We start from the raw sequence: 21,516 nt of genomic DNA, 5'->3' as shown, positions 1-21,516 counted from the left end.
GTAGATTCACTTACGCGTTATTGTCGATTGTTCTGCCCTGCAGAATTGCCCAGGCGCTTAGAGCTATCGGGTACCAGACGGAAGAAGGTTTCACCTGGTTTGGTCATGCTTAACTCGTTACGTGCGCGCTCTTCGATGGCTTCCTGCCCGCCATTAAGATCGTCGATTTCAGCAAACAGCTGATCGTTACGCGCTTTGAGTTTGGCATTCGTCGCCTGCTGTGCGGCTACGTCGTCACTCACGCGGGTGTAATCATGTACGCCGTTTTTTCCAAACCACAGCGAATACTGCAGCCAGACCAACAAGGCCAGCAATAGTAGCGTTAGTTTACCCATCCAGCCCCCTGAAAAACGGCACAATCATCGCACAAAATTTTATCTGGCTGCGCTCTGGGTACAAAGCGAGCCTTCGTATTTGCGGCAGAATTTATCACAGATTGCGCCGACATGCGCGTTTGCAGGTGAGTTAGCGGCCTTGCAGTCATAAAAAGTTTATACCCGTTAGCATTCGAATTGCAGCCAACACCCCTGCAGCTTGAAGGATGACGGGTATATTGCGTTAACCCATCAGCCACAGGAAAAGCATGCCAAACATCAGCCCCACCGCCAGCACGGTTACAATGCAGCTAAAGATCAAGCGGCCATGCAACAGAGAATGCAAAGCAATCCCTACCACCACGGCAACAGGCAATAATGCGAGGAAGAAAGGCCAGGTATACAGAAAGAAAAACAGGGTATTAGGGCCATAAATCAAGAAGGGCAAACCCAATGCCAGCAACCACGACAAAAAGCCGATGAACGCCCCAGCCAATGACCAGGTCGTTTCTTCGGTACTGGGGCTAGCTTCAGCCGATGTAGATGTCATAGCCAGGTTGGTGCTATTGCGCATAACGAATCCGTAAACCATGCAAACCAGGCGCATGATGTGCCTGGAAATGTCTTAGGATTTGATAATAACGTCACGGCGCAACAGGTCTAATAATTGCGCAATCAAATTTGTTACCAATTGTTCGCCGTCTAAGTATATTTCCGGGTTCACTGGCGCTTCGTAAACCGAGTCAATTCCAGTGAAATTCCGTAACTCTCCGGCACGGGCTTTTTTGTACAAACCCTTTGGGTCACGCGCTTCACAGACAGAAAGTGGTGTATCAACAAACACTTCGATAAACCGCCCTTCACCGACACGGTCACGAACCATCTGGCGTTCTGCACGATGCGGAGAGATAAATGCCGTCAGCACCACCAGTCCCGCATCCACCATTAGGTTGGCAACTTCGCCGACACGACGGATATTTTCTTTACGATCTGCATCGCTAAAACCGAGGTCACTGCACAAACCGTGGCGCACATTGTCGCCATCCAGTAAGTAGGTGCTCACACCAAGCTGGTGCAACGCTTCTTCAAGCGCCCCCGCGATGGTGGATTTACCCGAGCCAGACAGCCCGGTAAACCACAGCACCGCACCGCGATGCTGATGAAGTTTTTCACGTTGCGCAACCGTCACCGGATGCGCATGCCAGACGACGTTTTCGTCGTGCTCAGCCATTATTTGCCTCCCAGCAAATCACGTGCGCCCCAGTGCGGGAAATGACGGCGCACCAGCGCGTTCAGTTCCAGCTCAAAAGCGCTGAAGGCTGACGGCTCCTGATACACATCTTGTTGCGGTTCACGCACCATTCCGGCACCGACTGTCACGTTGCTCAGTCGGTCGATGAAAATCAACCCGCCCGTGACCGGGTTATCCTGGTATTTATCCAGCACCAGAGGTTCGTCGAACGTTAAATCAACGAGGCCAATTCCATTGAGCGGCAGGTTTTCGACGACGCGCTGCGTCAGGCTGTTAATTTCAACCTGATAATGGATGTTGTCGACGCGAGCGCGGGTTTTCTTGCCTGCGACTTTAATGTCGTAGCTTTGGCCGGGGACCAGCGCTTGTTCTGCCATCCACACTACGTCGACTTTCGCGGTTTGTACCGCAGGCTGCGCATCGCTGGCATCGACCAGTAAATCACCGCGGCTGATGTCGATTTCATCTTTCAGCACCAAAGTGATGGCTTCGCCCGCAGCAGCTTGTTGCAAATCCCCATCAAAAGTCACAATTCGGGCAATGGAAGATTCAACACCCGACGGCAGAACCTTCACACGCTGCCCGACGTTCACCACGCCGGATGCCAGCGTTCCTGCATAACCACGGAAATCCAGATTCGGGCGATTCACATACTGAACCGGGAAGCGCATCGGCTGTTGTTCAACCACACGCTTCACTTCGACGGTTTCCAGAAGTTCCAGCAGCGTTGGGCCGGAATACCACGGCATGCTGTTGCTTTGCGTCGCCACGTTATCGCCTTCCAGCGCCGATAACGGCACAAAGCGAATATCCAGATCCGCGGGCAGTTGCTCGGCAAAGGTCAGGTAATCTTGTTTGATCTGCTCGAAAGTCTCTTCGCTGTAATTCACCAGATCCATTTTGTTGACCGCCACCACCAAATGTTTGATCCCCAAAAGTGTGGAGATAAAACTGTGGCGGCGCGTTTGATCCAGCACGCTTTTACGCGCATCGATCAATAAGATCGCCAGATCGCAGGTTGATGCACCGGTCGCCATATTACGGGTGTACTGCTCATGCCCTGGGGTATCAGCAATAATAAATTTACGTTTTTCGGTCGAGAAATAACGGTAGGCCACATCAATGGTAATGCCCTGCTCGCGTTCGGCTTGTAAGCCGTCCACCAGCAAAGCCAGATCCAGTTTTTCACCCTGCGTGCCGTGGCGTTTGCTGTCGGTATGCAGCGATGAAAGCTGATCTTCATAAATCTGGCGCGTGTCATGCAGCAGGCGGCCAATCAGGGTACTTTTGCCGTCATCGACGCTGCCGCAGGTCAAAAAGCGCAGCAGGCTTTTGTGTTGTTGCGCATGCAGGTAGGCTTCTACGCCGCCTTCATCAGCAATTTGTTGTGCAATAGTGGTGTTCATCTGGCGGCTCCTTAGAAATAACCCTGGCGTTTTTTAAGCTCCATGGAGCCTGCCTGGTCGCGGTCAATTGCCCGCCCTTGACGTTCACTGGTGGTCGAAACCAGCATCTCTTCGATGATTTCCGGCAGCGTCTGCGCCTCGGATTCAACGGCTCCGGTTAGCGGCCAGCAGCCCAGGGTACGGAAGCGCACCATTTTCTGCTCAATCACTTCACCTGGCTGCAAATCGATGCGGTCGTCATCCACCATCAGCAGCATGCCATCGCGCTCAAGAACCGGGCGCGGTGCTGCCAGATACAGCGGCACGATTTCGATATTTTCCAGGAAGATGTACTGCCAGATATCCAGTTCGGTCCAGTTGGAAAGCGGGAACACACGAATGCTTTCGCCTTTATTAATCTGGCCGTTGTAGTTGTGCCACAGTTCAGGGCGCTGGTTTTTTGGGTCCCAGCGATGGAAGCGGTCACGGAATGAATAGATACGTTCTTTAGCGCGTGATTTTTCTTCGTCACGACGAGCGCCACCAAAGGCGGCATCAAAACCGTATTTGCTCAGCGCCTGCTTCAGGCCCTCGGTTTTCATGATGTCAGTATGTTTGGCGCTGCCATGCACGAAGGGGTTAATGCCCATCGCCACCCCTTCCGGGTTTTTATGCACCAACAACTCAAAACCGTAATTCTTCGCGGTACGGTCACGGAAATCGTACATTTCGCGGAATTTCCAGCCTGTGTCGACATGCAGCAGCGGGAACGGAAGTGTGCCTGGATAAAAGGCTTTACGGGCCAAATGCAACATCACCGATGAGTCTTTACCGATGGAATACATCATTACCGGATTGGAAAATTCGGCGGCAACCTCACGGATGATATGGATGCTTTCTGCCTCCAGTTGCCGTAAGTGTGTGAGTCGTTTTTGGTCCATAACCTTCCCTTAACCGAGGTTTAGTACGGTGGGTCATGGCCCGCCGTTTTAAATTCATGCAGGGACTATACGGCTGAGGTTGATTTGTTATGAAATTACTAATTGGAATGACTAGTTCCACAAAAGAATAACGAGATGCAAAAGCAAATGACAAAATGTGCTTAACCCTCGAATTATCCTGGGTTTCGGAACGATAGAAATTGTGTAGTCTCCATCACAGTTTCATACTATGCAGGCAAAAAACTTTCCGGTTTAAAAGGGACTCACTATGTTTTCCGCATTGCGCCAAACGCTTACCAGCCTGGCGTTAGGAATTTGCTGTACCTTGCCTGCGTTTGCCAACGCAACCACGATGGGCAACATTGCCGACCAACAAACGCGCCACATCGCGACCGTTTTCCCAGGCCGAATGACAGGCAGCCCGGCGGAAATGATGGCCGCGGATTACCTTAATCAACAATTTAGCCAGCTTGGCTACCAAAGCGATATTCGCCGCTTCAACACCCGTTACCTTTACACCAGCAAAGACGGTCATCAGAACTGGCATAACGTCAGCGCAAGCTCGGTGATCGCCGCTCGTGAAGGTATTGAACCGCAGCAAATCATCATCATGGCGCATCTCGATACTTTTTCGCCGCTCAATGACAACGACGTGAATAACAACCTTGGCGGTTTAACGCTACAAGGCGTGGATGATAATGCTTCAGGCCTGGGCGTGATGCTGGAGCTTGCCACCCGCCTGAAAGATATACCAACACGCTACGGCATCCGTTTTATCGCCACCAGCGGTGAAGAACTTGGTTCGTTGGGCGCGGAAGATATCCTGAAACGCATGAGTGCCAGCGACAAGAAAAACACCCTGCTGGTGATTAATCTCGATAGTCTGATTGTCGGCGACAAGCTCTATTTCAACAGCGGTAAATCGACGCCGACCGCCGTCACTAAAATGACACGTGACCGCGCATTAGCTTTGGCACGGCAGTTAAATATTAAGGCTACAACCAATCCTGGACTTAATGCCCATTATCCAAAAGGCACTGCCTGCTGTAACGATGCTGAGGTGTTTGATAAAGCCGGGATCCCGGTGCTTTCAGTGGAAGCCACCAACTGGTCGCTGGGTAAGAAAGATGGCTATCAGCAACGCGTAAAAAGCAAAGCGTTCCCCGATGGAACCAGTTGGCATAATGCCTTAATTGATAACCAGCAATATCTGGATAAGTGGCTACCGCAGCGCATTGAAAAACGCAGCCGTGACGTAGTGCGCGTGATGTTGCCATTGGTGAAGGAGCTGGCTAAGGCGAAGAAATAAATACAAAAGCCACAAATCATCACGATTTGTGGCTTTTTAGTATGGGTTTAGCTTTGCTGACGTGGGGACAAGCCCTCTCCTCAGGGAGAGGGCTTGTCCCCGCTGGCGCGGGGAACACGTGAGTAATGGGAAGCCGGTCGGCGTGACTCTCGGTTTATCCCCGCTAGCGCGGGGAACACTACGCGGAGATAAGCCCCGGCTAAGGTAAATCCGGTTTATCTCCGCTAGCGCGGGGAACACTAGGGTTATCGGCATGACGATTAATGAAATGGCGGTTTATCCCCGCTAGCGCGGGGAACACATCTGGATGCAAAAGGTCGGGCATTCATGGCGCGGGGAACACAAGTGATACCGCAGCAGCAGAGAAGGCGATCACGGTTTATCCCCACTGGCGCGGGGAACACATTTTGTTCCACGCTTCTTGTGCGTGGTCCATCGGTTTATCCCCGCTGGCGCGGGGAACACCTGCGAGCAATCCTGAAACTTTCACTAAATGGCGGTTTATCCCCGCTGGCGCGGGGAACACGCTGAGAATGGCGAACTGTGAGCCGATGATCACGGTTTATCCCCGCTGGCGCGGGGAACACGCGTGCAGTATGGTTTCCATCACAAGGCGGCTCGGTTTATCCCCGCTGGCGCGGGGAACACAGACAGGCGTGTTTTCAAGGGCTGAATCCACACGGTTTATCCCCGCTGGCGCGGGGAACACTCTAAAACTATATAACTGATCTCAAACAACTTTTTTGGCATCAAAAAATCTACCAATTCTCCCTATTTTTTAAAGATCACTAACCCATTGAATGATCAGATAGTGAAATGCTTTAAAAACAAAAAAATTGAATCCACCAACGTTTTACTCTTTTCCTGAATAAAATTGTTCTTCTGAGAAAGGCAGGAAAATAGTTTATCACTCTCAATAACTAAAACTTTTCACCAGCGTTAATTCACCGGCATTACGCATGGGAACAATAAAGGTTTCCTGTTTCTCGTTTATTGTCCCCTCCTCGCTGATTATGGTCAGGTGCGCTGTGGTTAATTCGGTTTCGCTTCTGCCACCGTAATAGTTGATATACACCAGATAGCGGCCCTTGAGCGGCGTTGGCGTGGCAAACATTTCCGGGCCATAACCCGTTGTTACGTCGATATCCAGTGCTCCGCCGTTTTCCAGCAAAGTATTGCCATACCAGGCGTGCTGCCCGTCCGGGGTCACAACATGCAGATCCAGATCGGTATTATCGGTATCCCAGGAAAGCACGACGCGCAAACGCGCAGAAATACCACCGCGGCCTTTGGTCGCGTAAAACTGCATTTTGCTGCCGCTTTGCCCATCCGGGCTTTTCACCTCAACGCTGTTGCTACCGTTGGGGAAGATAAAGGGGCGAGCAAATGAGCCATCATCTTCAACGCGCAGCGGCATATCGATACCATTCACCACCAGCCGCCCCGGTTGATTAGGCTGATTCGCGACTTTATGTACTCCCTTAATCTGCCCGCGAATTTGGGCTGAGGCGTTCTGTTCGCTGGCAATATTCACCGACGAGGCGGGATAGTTAATCTGCTGCGAATAATCGGCATTTTCGCCATTATTAACCTGCCAGCCGGAATGAGGGGTATCAATTTGCACCTCTTGCCCCTCAGCACAGGCCAGCGAGGAGAACAGGGTAAGAAACAGAAAAGTAAGATGGCGCATATCATTAGTCCATTAACAGATGGCGAATCAGGGTTTCGATGTACTGCTCATCCATGCCTGATGGATAACCATCAAAAGCCAGATGCAGATACTCATGGGTCAAATCGAGCCGGTCTTGCAGGGTAAAGAAATTGCGCACATACAAGCGCTTTTGCGTGCGATCGGTAAACGGGTGCCCGGCAGTTAGGGGGCAAACAGCAAACTGCGTCGGCGGTTGTAGCCCGGTTCATTATTTAGCGGTATTCGCCAGCGTGGCTGTTGTGCCTTTAGCCAGTCTTCGGCCTCGGGTAATGCCTGGCAATTTGCTTCAGGGTTGCTCCAGCGGCTCAAGTTGGCATGAGGGAAAGCATCGGCGAGGATCGCGTCGTAACGCCCTCCCTGCGGGCGAAGGTGAAACACGCTGGCTGGCACCTGACGGTAAGTCATTTCCCCTTTTCGACCTGTTCGACAACGGCCAGTTTAAAGAATAGAGGGTAATCACGTTGTATGCGCTTAACATATTGATTCATCACATTTTCCTCTACCTACGAGTTAAATGTGTCAACGCTATTTAGGACGGGGCACAGTTTACAAATAAAAAATCATTAAACCTGATTTTTCTAATTATTAGGAATTTGCCTGTGTTAATTGCGGTGTTCTGCATTTAGAGACACATAACACCACCAGATAAATATGATTTTACTACTCGTGCAAACCACACTCGCGCTTAAGCCCAAAGAAACGCGTCTCTTCTTCAGCCATGCCTTCTTCCCACTTACGCGTGGTGTGGGTATCGCCCACGGAAAGGTAGCCTTGATCCCACAACGGGTGGTATTTCAGGCCATTGGCGGTGAGGTATTGGTAAACCTGGCGGTTGTCCCAGTCGATGATCGGCAGGATTTTAAACACTTCACGCTGAATCGCCAGCACCGGTAAATGGGCACGGCTGCCCGATTGTTCACGGCGCAAACCAGCAAACCAGGTTTGCCCGTTGAGTTCACGCAGCGCACGGTTCATCGGCTCAACCTTGTTGATATCATTGTATTTCTCAATGCCTTCAACGCCCTGTTCCCACAGTTTTCCGTAACGCGCTTCCTGCCACGCGGCACTTTCCTTCGCGCTAAAGACTTGCAGATTCAGCTTCAGCTTATCGGTGAGTTCATCAATGAACTGGTAGGTTTCCGGGAACAGATAACCGGTGTCGGTGAGGATCACCGGAATATCCGGGAACTGTTGGGTGACCAGGTGCAAGGACACCGCAGCCTGAATCCCAAAACTCGAGGAGAGTACAAACTCACCAGGCAAGTTTTCCAGCGACCAGCTGACACGCTGTTCGGCGCTAAGTTTTTCAAGCTGGCTGTTGACCTCCGCCAGCGCCATGATGCGCTCGACTTTAGGGAGTTCGTTCAGCGCTTTTAGATCGAGTACAGGCATAGATACCTCGCTAAATAGTATTCCCTCTCCCTGGGGAGAGGGTTAGGGTGAGGGCGACCCATGGTCAAGTGCTGACGCACGTAGTAAGCCCAGACGCCCTCATCCCGGCCTTCTCCCCCAGGAGAAGGAGAAGAATAGTGCTAGTCCCACAAGTCCCGGGCCGGGTCCAGTACCGGGCGAATAATCCCGGCGCGGATGGTGAAATCACCGAAGCCTTCGTCAGCTTCACGCTCTTTCGCCCAGCGCCCGACCAACTCATCAATGGAGGCCAGAATTTCCGGCTCAGTGATGTTTTCACGGTACATGCGCGGGATACGCGTGCCGATGCGGTTACCGCCAATATGCAGGTTATAGCGGCCTGGCGCTTTGCCCACCAGGCCGATTTCCGCCAGCAGCGCGCGGCCACAGCCGTTCGGGCAGCCGGTAACACGCGTGACGATGTGTTCATCTGGCACCTGGTGTTTTTCCAGCACTTCTTCAACTTTAGTCACAAACTGCGGTAGGAAGCGTTCGGCTTCGGCCATCGCCAGCGGGCAAGTCGGGAAGGAAACGCAGGCCATTGAGTTTTCACGCTGTGGTTTCACCGCGTTCATCAGGCCGCTTTCTTTGGCGATCTTCTCGATAGCTGCTTTTTCACTGGCCGGTACACCAGCGACGATCAGGTTCTGGTTTGCCGTCAGGCGGAAGTCGCCTTTGTGGATCTTCGCGATCGCCATCAGGCCGGTTTTCAGCGGACGGTCCGGGTAGTCCAGGATACGGCCATTTTCGATAAACAGCGTCAGGTGCCATTTGTCGTCGATGCCTTTTACCCAGCCAATACGATCGCCACGTCCGGTAAATTCATACGCGCGAGTCGGCTCGAATTTGATGCCTGCGCGGCGTTCAACTTCGGCTTTAAACACCTCCACACCAACACGCTCAAGGGTGTATTTGGTCTTGGCATTTTTACGATCGGTACGGTTGCCCCAGTCGCGTTGTGTGGTGACAACGGCTTCCGCCACCGCCAGCGTGTGCTCAAGCGGAATGTAACCGAACTCGCTCGCGGTGCGGGCATAGGTTGCTTTGTTGCCGTGTTCGATGGACAAACCGCCGCCCACCAGCAGGTTGAAGCCCACCAGCTTGCCGTCTTTGGCAATGGCGATGAAGTTCATGTCATTGGCATGAAGATCGACGTCATTCTGCGGCGGTACCACCACCGTGGTTTTAAACTTACGCGGCAGATACGTTTCACCGAGGATCGGCTCTTCGTCGGTGGTGGCGACTTTCTCTTGATCCCACCAGATCTCGGCATAAGCACGGGTGCGCGGCAGCAAATGTTCAGAAAGCTTTTTCGCCCATTCGTACGCTTCCTGGTGCAGTTCAGACTCCACCGGGTTTGAGGTACACAGCACGTTGCGGTTCACGTCGTTAGCGGTTGCCAGCGCATCCAGCCCAACTTCGTGCAGCATTTCGTGTGCCGGTTTCACGTTCTTTTTCAGAATGCCGTGGAACTGGAAAGTCTGGCGGTTAGTCAGACGAATGCTGCCGTAAATGGTTTTATCTTCGGCAAATTTATCAATCGCACGCCATTGCTCGGTGGTGATAATCCCACCCGGCAGACGGCAGCGCAGCATCATCGCATGGCGCGGCTCGAGCTTTTGTTCTGCACGTTCCGCACGAATATCGCGGTCATCCTGCTGATACATGCCGTGAAAGCGGATCAGCAAAAAGTTGTCGCCTCTGAAGCCACCGGTCAGCCCGTCCTGCAAATCTTCTTTGATAGTGCCGCGCAGGTAATTGCTTTCGCGTTTCAGGCGCTCGGCGTCAGACAGTTTGCCTTCGACCACTAATGGTCCTGGGTGTTTTTCGCTCATTAGTAGACATCTCGCTGATAACGGCGCTCAACGCGCAGCTCACTTAAAAATTCATCGGCCGTTTCGGTATCCATGCCACCGAACTCGGCTACCACTTCCAGTAAAACCTGCTCAACGTCTTTAGCCATGCGATTCGCATCGCCGCAGACGTAAATGTGGGCACCTTCTTTAATCCAGCTCCACAGTTCCGCGCCTTTTTCGCGCAGTTTATCTTGTACGTATATTTTGTGTTGCTGGTCGCGAGACCAGGCCAGATCGATATTCGTCAGCAGGCCATCTTTGACGTAACGCTGCCATTCAACCTGATACAGGAAATCATCGGTAAAGTGCGGGTTGCCGAAGAACAGCCAGTTTTTACCGGTTGCCCCATCACTTTCACGCTGCTGCATAAAGGCACGGAATGGTGCGATGCCGGTGCCTGGGCCAATCATAATCACCGGCGTTTCTGGGTTGGCAGGCAGGCGGAAGTTATCGTTATGTTCGATGAACACACGTACTTCGCCATCTTCTCCAAGGCGGTCAGCAAGGTAACCAGAAGCACCGCCAGTACGGGCGCGGCCTTCGATGTCATAACGCACCACGCCAACGGTAATGTGCACTTCGCTTTCCGCTTCAGCCTGCGAAGAAGCAATCGAGTACAGGCGCGGCGTCAGCGGGCGCAGTAAATCAATCAGCTGCTCAGCAGTTAATTCCGCTGGCGCGTAACGCACCATGTCGACAATCGGCGTGTTGTGAGCAAAGTGCTGCAATTTGGTTTTATCACCCACCAGATCCAGCAACGCGGCGTTGCGGGTAACCTGCGCATACTTCTCAACGATGTTGGCGGTATTGATGGTCAGCTCGAAATGCCACTCCAGCGCTTCGCTCAGTGGCAAAGTTTTGCCATCGACAGTGACGCTTTCATCGCCTTTCAGCCACAGCAGTTCGACCAGCTCTTTCACCAATGCTTGATCGTTTTGGTACCAGACGCCCAGCGCATCCCCCGGCTGGTAACGCAAACCGGAATCACCCAGGTCAATCTCAAAGTGACGCACGTCTTTTTCAGAATCGCGACCGGTAATTTTCTGGTTAACCGCAAGCGTTGCGGTCAGCGGCGCTTCTTTGCTGTACGGGCTAGTGAAGATTTCGTTGGCAACGCCCGTGGCGGTGACTGCCGCTTGCGCCGGAGTTTCTGCCGGTACGCGGGATTTCAGAACGTCGACAATTTTTGCCCGCCACTGCGCGGCGGCTGGCTGGAATTCGACATCACAATCCACACGATCCAACAGGCGCTCACCGCCGAGTTCCGCGAGTTTGTTATCAAAATCTTTACCCGACTGGCAGAAGAACTCGTAAGAGGTGTCGCCAAGGCTAAAGACTGCAAACGCAGTGCCTGGCAGTTTTGGTGCCTTTTTCGAGAACAGGAATTTGTGCAACGCCACGGCTTCTTCCGGCGGTTCGCCCTCGCCTTGCGTTGAGGTGACAACAATCAGCAGTTTTTCCTGGGCAATTTGTTTGAATTTATAGTCGCCCGCGTTAACCAGGTTAACGTTTAGTTTAGCCGCCAGTAAATCGTCGCGCAGTTGTTCGCTGACGCGGCGCGCGTTACCGGTTTGCGATGCAGAAATCAGCGTAATGACCGGAACTTCAGCCGCAGCAGGTTGAGCTGCCGCAACAGTACCAGGTTGTTGATTAATCATTCCCCAGAAATAGCCGGATAACCAGGCCAGTTGAGTCTGCGAGAAATCTGTCGTCGCCGCCTGGAGGCGTGCCAGTTGCTCCGGGGTTAGCGGTAACAGTGCGGTCGGTGGGGCCTGAATTGTCATGCGTTGTGAGTTCCAGTAGCAAAAGATCCGTTTTTAATATCGAACGAATAAACGGGAATGGTGTAAGGGTAACCATCGCGATAATAACAATTAAAGAAGGGATAGAAATAACAAATAACCAAAACGACTAACCACTTTTACGGGTAATCCATAACGTTAAAAGTGATTAGTTAACTTAATGAAAAATAAAAGATAACAGAAAGAAAAATACTATCAGGGGGAGTTGGCACCCGCCTGGCAGGTATAGTTAATGCGTGAAATAGTCATTTCCTGTACTATGCCGCGGTTATTTTGTATGAAAGAGACTTAATTATGTCCACCACCCTGTTTAAAGATTTTACCTTCGAAGCCGCTCACCACCTGCCACATGTACCAGAAGGCCACAAATGCGGTCGCTTACATGGTCATTCATTTATGGTGCGCCTGGAAATCACTGGCGAGGTTGATCCGTATACCGGCTGGATTATGGATTTTTCTGAGCTGAAGGCGGCGTTTAAACCGACTTATGACAGGCTTGATCATTACTATCTGAATGATATTCCTGGGCTTGAGAATCCAACCAGCGAAGTGCTGGCAAAATGGATTTGGGACGAAATGAAGCCGCTTGTGCCGCTGCTAAGTTCAGTGATGGTGAAAGAAACCTGTACCGCCGGTTGCGTGTATAAGGGTTAAAAGAAAGGCACCGTAAAGGTGCCTTGAGACTGATGACAAACTTCTTCGTAGGTCAGATAAGCGCAGCGTCATCCGACACCACTGGCGTAAATGGTGGATGACGCTAACGCTTATCCACCCTACAAAACACATTTATCACCCTTTGTCAGCAATCTGAAGGCACCGTAGAGGTGCCTTTTTGGTTTTAAGCGATATTCAAATACTTATGCGTCTGCATTGAAAGCCGCCAGTTGCGGGCGATACAAGTTTCGATACACAGACGCGTCGCATCTTCTTTCTGGCTGATAGGCTGAAGCGCAATCACCCGTTTTTTATCGTCAACCAGGGTCGCTAACAGTTCATCCAGCGCTTCGATATCCCGCATACGCCCCACCGGATGTTTAATTTCATCGGCACGTTCTAAAGCCTGAGACAGTACGTCGTAACCACCACGCATATTCACTTTCGGGGAAACGGTCACCCAGGTTCCGGCAGTGCAACGCACTTCATGCGTGCCGCTGGTTTCAATCTGGCAGCTATAACCGTGGTGCTCAAACAGCGAGGTTAATGGCGTGAGATCGTGAATGCATGGCTCGCCGCCGGTAATTACCACATGGCGCGCGGTGTAATCCTGGCGCTGGAAAATCGCCAGCAAATCTTCAGGGCTAGCGTTGCCCCATTTGTCGCTTTCTTTGGTTTTAGCAAGGATGCTGAACAAAGAGACTTCACGATCCGCGAGTTTATCCCAGGTGTGTTTGGTATCGCACCACGCGCAGCCCACCGGGCAGCCTTGCAGGCGAATAAAAATGGCGGGCACACCAGTAAAATAGCCCTCCCCTTGCAGGGTCTGGAACATCTCGTTAATCGGATACTGCATAGTCTTCTCAAATAATGGGCGTAAAGAGTGATTATCGCAGAAGTGACGGTTGAGATCATGCGTAACGGTGTGACAGGCCCAATCAGGGGGAGACTGGGCCTGTCACTGCCATCACAACCTGGAAGTTGCAATGGCATTTACGAAGCGGCGTGTGATTTGCTGCGGGCGAGTAATCGCCCCGCCGACTACCACCGCATGAGCCCCGAGAGCCAGGCAATGCGCAGCCATTTCCGGCGTTTCCACATTCCCTTCAGCAATAACCGGCACATCGACCGCCGCCAGAACATCGCGCAAGAACTGGCAGCCATTCGTCGCCAGAATTTGCCCTTTCGTTTCAGCGGTATAACCATGTAGCGTGGTGCCAACACAATCAAAACCCAGTGCGGCGGCATCACGAGCTTCTTCAACGGTGGCAATATCCGCCATCAACAGCAACTGCGGATAACGCTGGCGAATTGCCGCCACCAGGCCGCGCAAGTCCAGTTGGCCAGGGCGTTCATGCCCGGTGCCATCCAGCGCAATCATCGCCGGGTTTGCGGCCATTAACTCATCCACCTCTTTGAGAGTTGGCGTGATGTAAACATCGCTGCCCGGATAATCACGTTTGATGATCGCAATCACCGGTAAATCAACCGTTTCCATGATTGTTTGAACGTCTGGCAAACTGTTGGCGCGAATCGCACAAGCGCCACCTTGTGCGGCGGCCAGCGCCATTTTCGACATAATAAACGAGCTGTGTAACGGTTCATTTTCCAACGCCTGGCAGGAAACAATCAGTTTTCCCTCAATCAGCGACAACATGGACGGTTTCATATGGCGAGAATCTCCTCTACTTCATTTTTAATAATCGTGACGTGCGGGCCGTAAATCACCTGTACGCCATTGCCGCGCTGGATAACGGCACGAGCGCCGGTCTCTTTTAATAGGGCTTCATCAACCAGTGAACCGTCATGTAACGTGACGCGCAGACGAGTGGCACAGCAATCAAGCTCGACAATATTCTCTTTGCCGCCCAACGCGATGATGACTTGCAACGGGCGCTCGCCTGCTGTGACCTGCACGCTTTCCGTTCCCGCATCTTCACGACCCGGCGTTTTGAAATTGAAGCGTGTAATCACGAAACGGAAGGTGAAGTAGTACAGGAAGAACCACGGAATACCGACGAGCGGGACGTACATCCAGTGGGTTTTAGCTTCGCCCTGCAACACACCAAACAGAATGAAATCAATAAAGCCGCCAGAGAATGTCTGGCCGATGGTGATGTGCAGCATGTGCGCCAGCATAAATGCCAGGCCATCGAACAACGCGTGGATCACGTACAACACCGGGGCGATAAACAGGAAAGAGAACTCGATAGGTTCGGTAATACCGGTTAAGAAAGAGGTCAACGCCGCAGAAAGTAACAGCCCCGCCACACGCTTGCGATTCTCAGGTTTCGCAGTGTGATACATCGCAAGGCACGCCCCCACCAGGCCAAACATCATGGTGATAAAGCGGCCAGACATGAAACGTGAAGTGCCGATGTAGAACTGCTGGGTGTTCGGGTCAGCCAACTGGGCAAAGAAGATGCGCTGTGTGCCTTCAACCAGTTGACCGTTAACCATCTCGGTACCGCCAAGCGCCGTCGTCCAGAATGGCAGGTAGAAGATATGGTGCAGACCGAATGGGCCGAGCATACGCAGCACGAAGCCGTAGATAAATGTCCCGAGGTAACCGGTGGCATCCACCAGGCCGCCCATGCCAAAAATGAGTTTCTGGAAATGCGGCCAAATGACGGTCATCGCCGCACCAACCAGGATAGCGACCAGCGAGCTGATTATCGGCACAAAACGTGAACCACCGAAGAAACCAAGGAATTGCGGTAGCGCGATTTTGTTATAGCGGTTATGCAGCAGTGAAGTGACGATACCGATGACCACGCCACCAAAAACGCCGGTTTCCAGCGTCTGGATACCTAATGCCATCCCCTGCCCGACCGCACCTGGATTGGTTGCCGCCAGTGTGCCGCTTAATGTCAGCAACGCATTGATGGTAGCGTTCATTACCAGATAAGCCAGTAATGCCGCCAGACCCGCTGTGCCTTTATCCCCTTTTGCCAGCCCTACAGACACGCCGACGGCAAATAACACCGCCAGGTTAGCAAACACGATTGAACCCGCACTCGCCATGATGGTGAAAATACCCTGCAACCAGGCGACATCCAGGAAGGGATAGGCCGCAACAGTATTGGGATTAGACAGCGCACCGCCAATCCCCAGCAACAGCCCGGCTGCCGGTAAAACGGCGATAGGTAACATGAACGACTTGCCAAAACGCTGGGCCTTTTCAAACCAGCCCCCTGAAGAGGTACCGCTAAAGATTGACATAAATTTTCTTCCTGCCAAATTATTGTGATGAAAATTATTACCATAATAAGATGTAGTGAGTGAAAATTTTCACCATCAATACGATCCACATCACAGTTAACCGAATCTGCTGGCACTGCGGGGCCGCTTTCCTCCACACTATGTCCAGTAATTAAGTAAGGCCGTGGGATGGGTCCGATGACAGAAAACGAAAATTTATTGCTGCACTTGCGTCAGGGTCTGCCAGGTTACAGCCCAACGTTACAAAAACTAGGCGAGTTCGTTCTTGGCGAGCCGCAGAAGGTGCTGTATCTGACCATCACCGAGCTGGCGCGTGAAAGTGAAACCAGCGAGGCCAGCGTCACTCGCCTGTGCCGCCATTTAGGCTGCAAGGGATATACCGAATTTAAGATGGCGCTGGCGCTGGATGTTCAGCAGCAGCAGCCTCCCGCTCCCGTGAGCGAAGACAGTATTGATGAGTTAATCGAAGAGTCTGTGCAGGCGCTGAGAGATACCGGGAAACTGCTCAATCGCGAGGTGCTGCAACAGGCGGGCATTGCCCTGCATCGTGCCACTTCGGTGCAAATTTATGGCGTTGCAGCCAGCGCAATTATGGGGGATTACCTGCATTACAAATTGCTGCGCTTAGGCAAACCTGCACAGTTGTTTAGCGATATGCACCGCGCAGCGATGAATGCAGCAACGCTTAGCGAGCGTGATCTGGTAGTGGTGATTTCGAGTTCCGGTTCCACCAAAGATTTAATGCATGTGGTGAAACTCGCCAAAAAGCGCCATGCCTGTGTGCTGCTGATTAGTAACACTTTGCGCAGCCCTCTCGCCGATCTTGCCGATCTGTTGCTGGTTGCCGCTAAACCAGAAGGCCCATTAAGCGCCGGTGCGTTAAACGCCAAAGTGGGAGCCATGTTGTTGGTGGAGGTACTGGTGGGAGAGCTGATTACTCACGATAACCAATACGCCGCCACGAGCCAGCAAACCGCCAGCGCCACGCTGCCATTGCTTATCTGATATCGGGTAATAAGCGCAGTGCCATCCGACAAACTGACGCAAATGGTGGATGGCGCTATCGCTTATCCACCCTACAAAACCGGTTTAGTGACCCACGGGTTGAGCAGGCCGGTGTCGCAGAAGGTATCGACGTGAAGTGGAAGTCCGTCGGTGGTGGCTCTGATGTTAACCATACGGCAGAGTTGGGTATCCCTTCTCTGGACGGTTTCGGGCCAATAGGTGCCGGTTTCCACAGTACGTCAGAGTATCTGGAACTGGATAGCATTGAGCCAAGAATCCGTCTGCTTAAGCGGGTGATTCAGTCGCTTTAAAAAACCAATGGCCGGGGTTTCCCGGCCACTTTTAGCTAATCACATAGCTTACTTTTTGGTTTTAAAATCAATCACCATGCGGCCTTTGATTTTACCGTCTTCCATTTCTTTGAAGATAGCATTGATATCTTCAAGTGGACGCATGGTCACTTTAGGAACCACTTTTCCTTCGGCAGCAAACTGGAAGGCTTCAGCTAAATCATGGCGCGTTCCAACCAAAGAACCGACGACTTCGATACCATCAAGTACCAGACGTGGAATGTTCAGGCTCATGGATTCTGATGGTAAACCGACCGCAACGATACGCGCACCCGCACGAACAGCATCTACCGCAGAGTTGAATGCCGCTTTCGCCACCGCAGTCACTACCGCAGCATGGGCACCGCCTACTTTTTCCTGGATGACTTTTGCCGCATCTTCATTGCGTGAGTTGATGACCAAATCCGCGCCACACTCTTTGGCGAATTCGAGCTGTGCATCATTGACGTCGATGGCAATGACTTTGGCATTAAAGACGTTTTTAGCGTATTGCAGCGCGAGGTTGCCAAGGCCGCCAAGGCCATAAATCGCAATCCACTGCCCCGGTTTGATATGCGAGACTTTCACCGCTTTGTAAGTGGTGACACCAGCACAAGTCACGCTGCTGGCCGCCGCAGATTCAAGTCCATCAGGGACTTTTACCGCGTAATCGGCAACGACAATGCACTCTTCAGCCATGCCACCATCGGCGGTATAACCCGCGTTGGTGACGCTGCGACACAGAGTTTCATTGCCAGTATTACAGTATTCACAGTTGCCGCAGCCGCGGAAGAACCAGGCAACGCTTGCGCGGTCGCCCACTTTCAGGGAAGTCACCCCTGGGCCAACTGTTTTCACTACGCCAATGCCTTCATGCCCCAGCGTAATGCCTGTTACATCACCAAAATCTCCATTTTTCACATGTAAATCGGTATGGCATACGCCACAGCATTCCATTGTCAGCAATGCTTCGCCGTGTTTAAGGGCTCGAACAGGTTTGTCGATGATCCCTACAGAGTGATCTTTATTAACAACTGCTGCTTTCATGTCGGTCTCCTGACCTGTGAGTGAAAAGTCCCCGTAAGCCTGGTCGACAGGTGGGGGATCTGCAAACTCTACTAGTGAGATCGGCTATATGTTGTTCAGGAGCCAGCAAAAATAGAAATAAAAAAACCCGCCGAAGCGGGTTTTTTGTAAGAATTTAAAGCAGTAACGAATTACTGACCTTTAACTTCTTTCAGACCGTTGAACGGAGCTGGTGTGCCCGCAGCAGCCAGAGCTTCTTCAATACGAATCAGCTGGTTGTACTTAGCAACACGGTCAGAACGGCTCATAGAACCAGTTTTGATCTGGCCTGCAGCAGTACCAACAGCCAGGTCAGCGATGGTAGCGTCTTCAGTTTCGCCTGAACGGTGAGAGATAACTGCAGTGTAGCCAGCATCTTTCGCCATTTTGATCGCAGCCAGAGTTTCGGTCAGAGAACCGATCTGGTTGAATTTGATCAGAATGGAGTTAGCGATACCGTTGTCGATACCTCTTTTCAGGATTTTGGTGTTAGTTACAAACAGATCGTCACCAACCAACTGGATTTTGTCGCCCAGAACTTTAGTCTGGTGTGCGAAACCATCCCAATCAGACTCGTCCAGACCGTCTTCGATAGAAACGATTGGGTACTGTTTGGTCAGATCTTCCAGGAATGCAGTGAATTCTTCAGAGGTGAAAGCTTTGTTGCCTTCGCCAGCCAGAACGTATTTACCGTCTTTGTAGAATTCAGAAGCAGCACAGTCCATAGCCAGAGTAATGTCTTTACCCAGCTCGTAACCTGCAGCTTTAACCGCTTCAGCGATTACAGCCAGTGCTTCAGCGTTGGAACCCAGGTTTGGCGCATAGCCACCTTCGTCACCAACAGCAGTACCCATGCCTTTAGATTTCAGAACTTTAGCCAGGGTATGGAAAACTTCAGAACCCATACGGATGGCTTCTTTCAGGTTTTTCGCACCAACTGGTTGAATCATGAACTCTTGGATATCAACGTTGTTATCAGCGTGCTCGCCGCCGTTGATGATGTTCATCATAGGCAGTGGCATAGAGAATTTGCCTGGAGTGCCGTTCAGTTCAGCGATGTGTGCATACAGCGGCAGGCCTTTAGAGGCAGCAGCAGCTTTAGCAGCAGCAAGAGAAACAGCCAGGATTGCGTTAGCACCGAAGTTAGATTTGTTTTCGGTACCGTCCAGGTCGATCATGATTTTATCGATGTTAGCCTGGTCTTTCGCATCTTTACCAGTTACAGCCGCAGCGATCGGGCCATTAACTGCAGCAACGGCTTTCAGAACGCCTTTGCCCAGGAAGCGAGATTTGTCGCCATCGCGCAGTTCCAGCGCTTCGCGGGAACCAGTTGAAGCACCTGATGGTGCAGCAGCCATACCTACGAAACCGCCTTCCAGATGAACTTCAGCTTCAACAGTCGGGTTACCACGGGAGTCGATGATTTCACGACCGATGACTTTAACGATTTTGGACATTAGATTTTCCTCAGTACAAGTTAAACTAAAACTCCAGACAAACAACGCGCGAAACATTCGCGCGTTGTCGTTCTAACTTTCTGCTTACTTTTCCTGGCGCTTCTGGTACTCACCTGCAGCTTTCACAAAGCCTGCAAACAGTGGGTGGCCATCACGCGGAGTCGAAGTAAATTCCGGGTGGAACTGGCAAGCAACAAACCACGGATGATTTGGTACTTCGATGATTTCTACCAGTTGGTCATCACCGGAACGGCCCGCAACGCGCAGACCTGCTGTTTCAATTTGTTTCAACAACATGTTGTTGACTTCATAACGATGGCGATGACGCTCAGTAATTGTCGGTTCACCGTACATCTGGCGCACCAGACTACCATCGGTCAACTGACACTGCTGGCCACCAAGACGCATGGTGCCGCCCAAGTCGCTCTTTTCAGTACGAACTTCAACGTTACCTTCTTCGTCTCGCCACTCGGTGATTAAGGCAACCACCGGGTATTTACAGTCTGGCACAAATTCAGTTGAGTTGGCGTTAGCCATACCTGCAACGTTTCGTGCGAACTCGATCAGCGCCACTTGCATACCTAAGCAAATACCCAGATACGGAATGTTCTGTTCACGAGCATAGCGCGCGGTGGCGATTTTGCCTTCCACACCACGGTAACCGAAACCGCCAGGGATAAGGATAGCATCCAATCCCTTCAGCATTTCTTCAGCACCGCGAGTTTCAACATCCTGCGAGTCAATCAGCTTGATGTTAACGGTCAGACGATTTTTCAAACCACCGTGTTTCAGCGCTTCAATCACAGATTTGTAGGCATCTGGCAGTTCAATGTACTTGCCGACCATACCAATCGTAACTTCGCTTGTCGGATTCGCTTCTTCGTAAATAACTTGTTCCCATTCGGACAAGTTAGCTTCAGGAACGTTCAAGCTGAATCGTTTACAAATATAATCGTCCAGCCCCTGTGATTTCAACAGGCCTGGAATTTTATAGATAGAATCGACATCTTTCAGAGAAATAACCGCTTTCTCCGGGACGTTACAGAACAATGCAATTTTCGCACGTTCATTTGCCGGAACCACGCGGTCAGAGCGGCAGATCAGCACATCTGGCTGAATACCGATGGAAAGCAGTTCTTTTACGGAGTGTTGAGTCGGTTTAGTTTTCACTTCACCGGCAGCGGCCATGTATGGCACCAGAGTCAGGTGCATATACAGCGTGTGCTCACGACCCACTTCGACAGCCATCTGGCGAATCGCTTCGAGGAACGGCAGGGATTCGATATCACCTACAGTACCGCCGATTTCAACCAGAACAACATCGTAGCCTTCGCCACCTTCAAGGATGCGTTCTTTGATAGCGTTCGTGATGTGTGGAATAACCTGGACTGTCGCGCCCAGATAGTCGCCACGGCGTTCTTTACGCAGAACATCTGAGTAGATACGGCCAGTGGTGAAGTTGTTACGACGCGTCATTTTGTTGCGAATGAAACGCTCGTAGTGACCTAAATCCAGGTCGGTTTCAGCGCCGTCTTCTGTAACGAACACTTCCCCATGTTGAATAGGGCTCATGGTACCCGGATCGACGTTGATGTACGGATCGAGTTTCATGATGGATACGTTGAGGCCACGGGCTTCGAGAATAGCTGCGAGGGAGGCTGCGGCAATGCCTTTACCCAGAGAGGAAACGACCCCGCCGGTCACAAAAATATAGTTCGTTGTCATGCTGAACCTGAGAAGTTAGGTTTAAAGACGATGGGAGTACCAGGACGGGAAAGTAGTATACCCGAACAGTATCGGCGCC

The 21,516-nt window shown here is 51.7% G+C and carries 18 protein-coding genes, 2 pseudogenes and 1 CRISPR repeat array; of the genes and pseudogenes, 4 read left to right on the top strand and 16 right to left on the bottom strand.

Annotation, left to right across the window (positions count from 1 at the left end):
- Window positions 1-17 precede the first annotated feature (17 nt).
- The 5 genes from ftsB to cysD form a co-directional block, all read right to left on the bottom strand.
- A complete protein-coding gene (gene ftsB, locus EC843_RS23810; protein ID WP_064543899.1) occupies window positions 18-335 on the bottom strand; it encodes a cell division protein FtsB in 318 nt (105 codons plus the stop codon).
- A gap of 223 nt (window positions 336-558) precedes the next feature.
- Window positions 559-888, bottom strand: a complete 330-nt coding sequence (locus EC843_RS23805) for a DUF3561 family protein (protein WP_064543923.1) — start codon at window positions 886-888, stop codon at window positions 559-561.
- Between the two features lie 51 nt (window positions 889-939).
- Window positions 940-1,545 carry an adenylyl-sulfate kinase gene (gene cysC / locus EC843_RS23800; RefSeq protein WP_064543897.1) on the bottom strand — a complete coding sequence of 202 codons (606 nt, stop codon included), beginning with the start codon at window positions 1,543-1,545 and terminating at the stop codon, window positions 940-942.
- A complete protein-coding gene (cysN, locus tag EC843_RS23795) occupies window positions 1,545-2,972 on the bottom strand; it encodes a sulfate adenylyltransferase subunit CysN (protein ID WP_133523164.1) in 1,428 nt (475 codons plus the stop codon). Before cysN ends, cysC begins: the two co-directional genes overlap by 1 nt.
- An 11-nt stretch (window positions 2,973-2,983) precedes the next feature.
- The gene (cysD, locus tag EC843_RS23790; protein ID WP_064543893.1) at window positions 2,984-3,892 is read right to left on the bottom strand and encodes a sulfate adenylyltransferase subunit CysD; all 909 of its coding nucleotides are present in this window, start codon (window positions 3,890-3,892) and stop codon (window positions 2,984-2,986) included.
- Between the two features lie 268 nt (window positions 3,893-4,160).
- On the opposite strand from cysD, the gene EC843_RS23785 reads away from it, so the two are divergent.
- Window positions 4,161-5,201, top strand: coding sequence for an aminopeptidase (locus tag EC843_RS23785; RefSeq protein ID WP_133523163.1), 1,041 nt, complete (start codon window positions 4,161-4,163; stop codon window positions 5,199-5,201).
- A gap of 89 nt (window positions 5,202-5,290) precedes the next feature.
- Window positions 5,291-5,910: a CRISPR direct-repeat array (repeat unit 29 nt; unit sequence CGGTTTATCCCCGCTGGCGCGGGGAACAC).
- Between the two features lie 204 nt (window positions 5,911-6,114).
- Here EC843_RS23785 and EC843_RS23780 read toward each other — a convergent pair.
- The 5 genes and pseudogenes from EC843_RS23780 to cysJ all read right to left on the bottom strand — a co-directional run bounded on the left by EC843_RS23780 (window position 6,115) and on the right by cysJ (window position 11,962).
- Window positions 6,115-6,891, bottom strand: coding sequence for a DUF2135 domain-containing protein (locus EC843_RS23780; RefSeq protein ID WP_133523162.1), 777 nt, complete (start codon window positions 6,889-6,891; stop codon window positions 6,115-6,117).
- 4 nt (window positions 6,892-6,895) lie between these two features.
- Window positions 6,896-7,272 (bottom strand): annotated as a pseudogene (locus EC843_RS23775) (DUF2300 domain-containing protein); the annotation flags it as partial.
- A gap of 300 nt (window positions 7,273-7,572) precedes the next feature.
- Window positions 7,573-8,304 (bottom strand): phosphoadenosine phosphosulfate reductase, encoded by a 732-nt coding sequence (gene cysH, locus EC843_RS23770; RefSeq protein ID WP_133523161.1) that lies wholly within the window; start codon window positions 8,302-8,304, stop codon window positions 7,573-7,575.
- A gap of 140 nt (window positions 8,305-8,444) precedes the next feature.
- Entirely contained in the window at window positions 8,445-10,157 is a 1,713-nt protein-coding gene (gene cysI, locus EC843_RS23765; protein ID WP_121815013.1) for an assimilatory sulfite reductase (NADPH) hemoprotein subunit, read from the bottom strand.
- Window positions 10,157-11,962 carry an NADPH-dependent assimilatory sulfite reductase flavoprotein subunit gene (gene cysJ, locus EC843_RS23760; protein WP_133523160.1) on the bottom strand — a complete coding sequence of 602 codons (1,806 nt, stop codon included), beginning with the start codon at window positions 11,960-11,962 and terminating at the stop codon, window positions 10,157-10,159. Before cysJ ends, cysI begins: the two co-directional genes overlap by 1 nt.
- Before the next feature lie 309 nt (window positions 11,963-12,271).
- Between cysJ and queD the strand changes: the two genes are divergently transcribed.
- On the top strand, window positions 12,272-12,634 hold the full coding sequence (gene queD, locus EC843_RS23755; RefSeq protein ID WP_202914405.1) for a 6-carboxytetrahydropterin synthase QueD: 363 nt from the start codon (window positions 12,272-12,274) through the stop codon (window positions 12,632-12,634).
- A gap of 184 nt (window positions 12,635-12,818) precedes the next feature.
- Here queD and queE read toward each other — a convergent pair whose 3' ends face one another.
- The 3 genes from queE to EC843_RS23740 form a co-directional block, all read right to left on the bottom strand.
- Window positions 12,819-13,490: a 7-carboxy-7-deazaguanine synthase QueE gene (gene queE, locus EC843_RS23750; protein ID WP_064543880.1), complete on the bottom strand. Its 672-nt coding sequence runs from the start codon at window positions 13,488-13,490 to the stop codon at window positions 12,819-12,821.
- A gap of 111 nt (window positions 13,491-13,601) precedes the next feature.
- Window positions 13,602-14,303 (bottom strand): N-acetylmannosamine-6-phosphate 2-epimerase, encoded by a 702-nt coding sequence (locus EC843_RS23745; protein ID WP_133523159.1) that lies wholly within the window; start codon window positions 14,301-14,303, stop codon window positions 13,602-13,604.
- Window positions 14,300-15,856, bottom strand: coding sequence for a maltose/glucose-specific PTS transporter subunit IIC (locus EC843_RS23740; protein ID WP_064543876.1), 1,557 nt, complete (start codon window positions 15,854-15,856; stop codon window positions 14,300-14,302). The genes EC843_RS23745 and EC843_RS23740 overlap by 4 nt, the downstream gene beginning before the upstream one ends.
- 177 nt (window positions 15,857-16,033) lie before the next feature.
- Here EC843_RS23740 and EC843_RS23735 point away from each other — a divergent pair, with 177 nt between their 5' ends.
- Together EC843_RS23735 and EC843_RS24920 are read left to right on the top strand one after the other, a co-directional pair.
- Window positions 16,034-16,861, top strand: a complete 828-nt coding sequence (locus tag EC843_RS23735; protein ID WP_064543921.1) for a MurR/RpiR family transcriptional regulator — start codon at window positions 16,034-16,036, stop codon at window positions 16,859-16,861.
- Window positions 16,862-16,959: 98 nt separating this feature from the next.
- Window positions 16,960-17,172 (top strand): annotated as a pseudogene (locus EC843_RS24920) (M20/M25/M40 family metallo-hydrolase); the annotation flags it as partial.
- 48 nt (window positions 17,173-17,220) lie between these two features.
- On the opposite strand, the gene adhP reads toward EC843_RS24920, so the two are convergent.
- The 3 genes from adhP to pyrG form a co-directional block, all read right to left on the bottom strand.
- Window positions 17,221-18,237, bottom strand: a complete 1,017-nt coding sequence (adhP, locus tag EC843_RS23725; RefSeq protein WP_064543872.1) for an alcohol dehydrogenase AdhP — start codon at window positions 18,235-18,237, stop codon at window positions 17,221-17,223.
- 170 nt (window positions 18,238-18,407) lie between these two features.
- Window positions 18,408-19,712, bottom strand: a complete 1,305-nt coding sequence (gene eno, locus EC843_RS23720; RefSeq protein WP_064543870.1) for a phosphopyruvate hydratase — start codon at window positions 19,710-19,712, stop codon at window positions 18,408-18,410.
- An 84-nt stretch (window positions 19,713-19,796) separates the two neighbouring features.
- A complete protein-coding gene (pyrG, locus tag EC843_RS23715; RefSeq protein ID WP_064543868.1) occupies window positions 19,797-21,437 on the bottom strand; it encodes a CTP synthase (glutamine hydrolyzing) in 1,641 nt (546 codons plus the stop codon).
- Window positions 21,438-21,516 lie beyond the last annotated feature (79 nt).

It is taken from the genome of Buttiauxella sp. JUb87 (assembly GCF_004361975.1).
GTDB classification, from domain to species: domain Bacteria; phylum Pseudomonadota; class Gammaproteobacteria; order Enterobacterales; family Enterobacteriaceae; genus Buttiauxella; species Buttiauxella ferragutiae.
The sequence above is the reverse complement of the archived record's forward strand: the minus strand, read 5'-3'. Positions and strand labels throughout refer to the sequence as shown.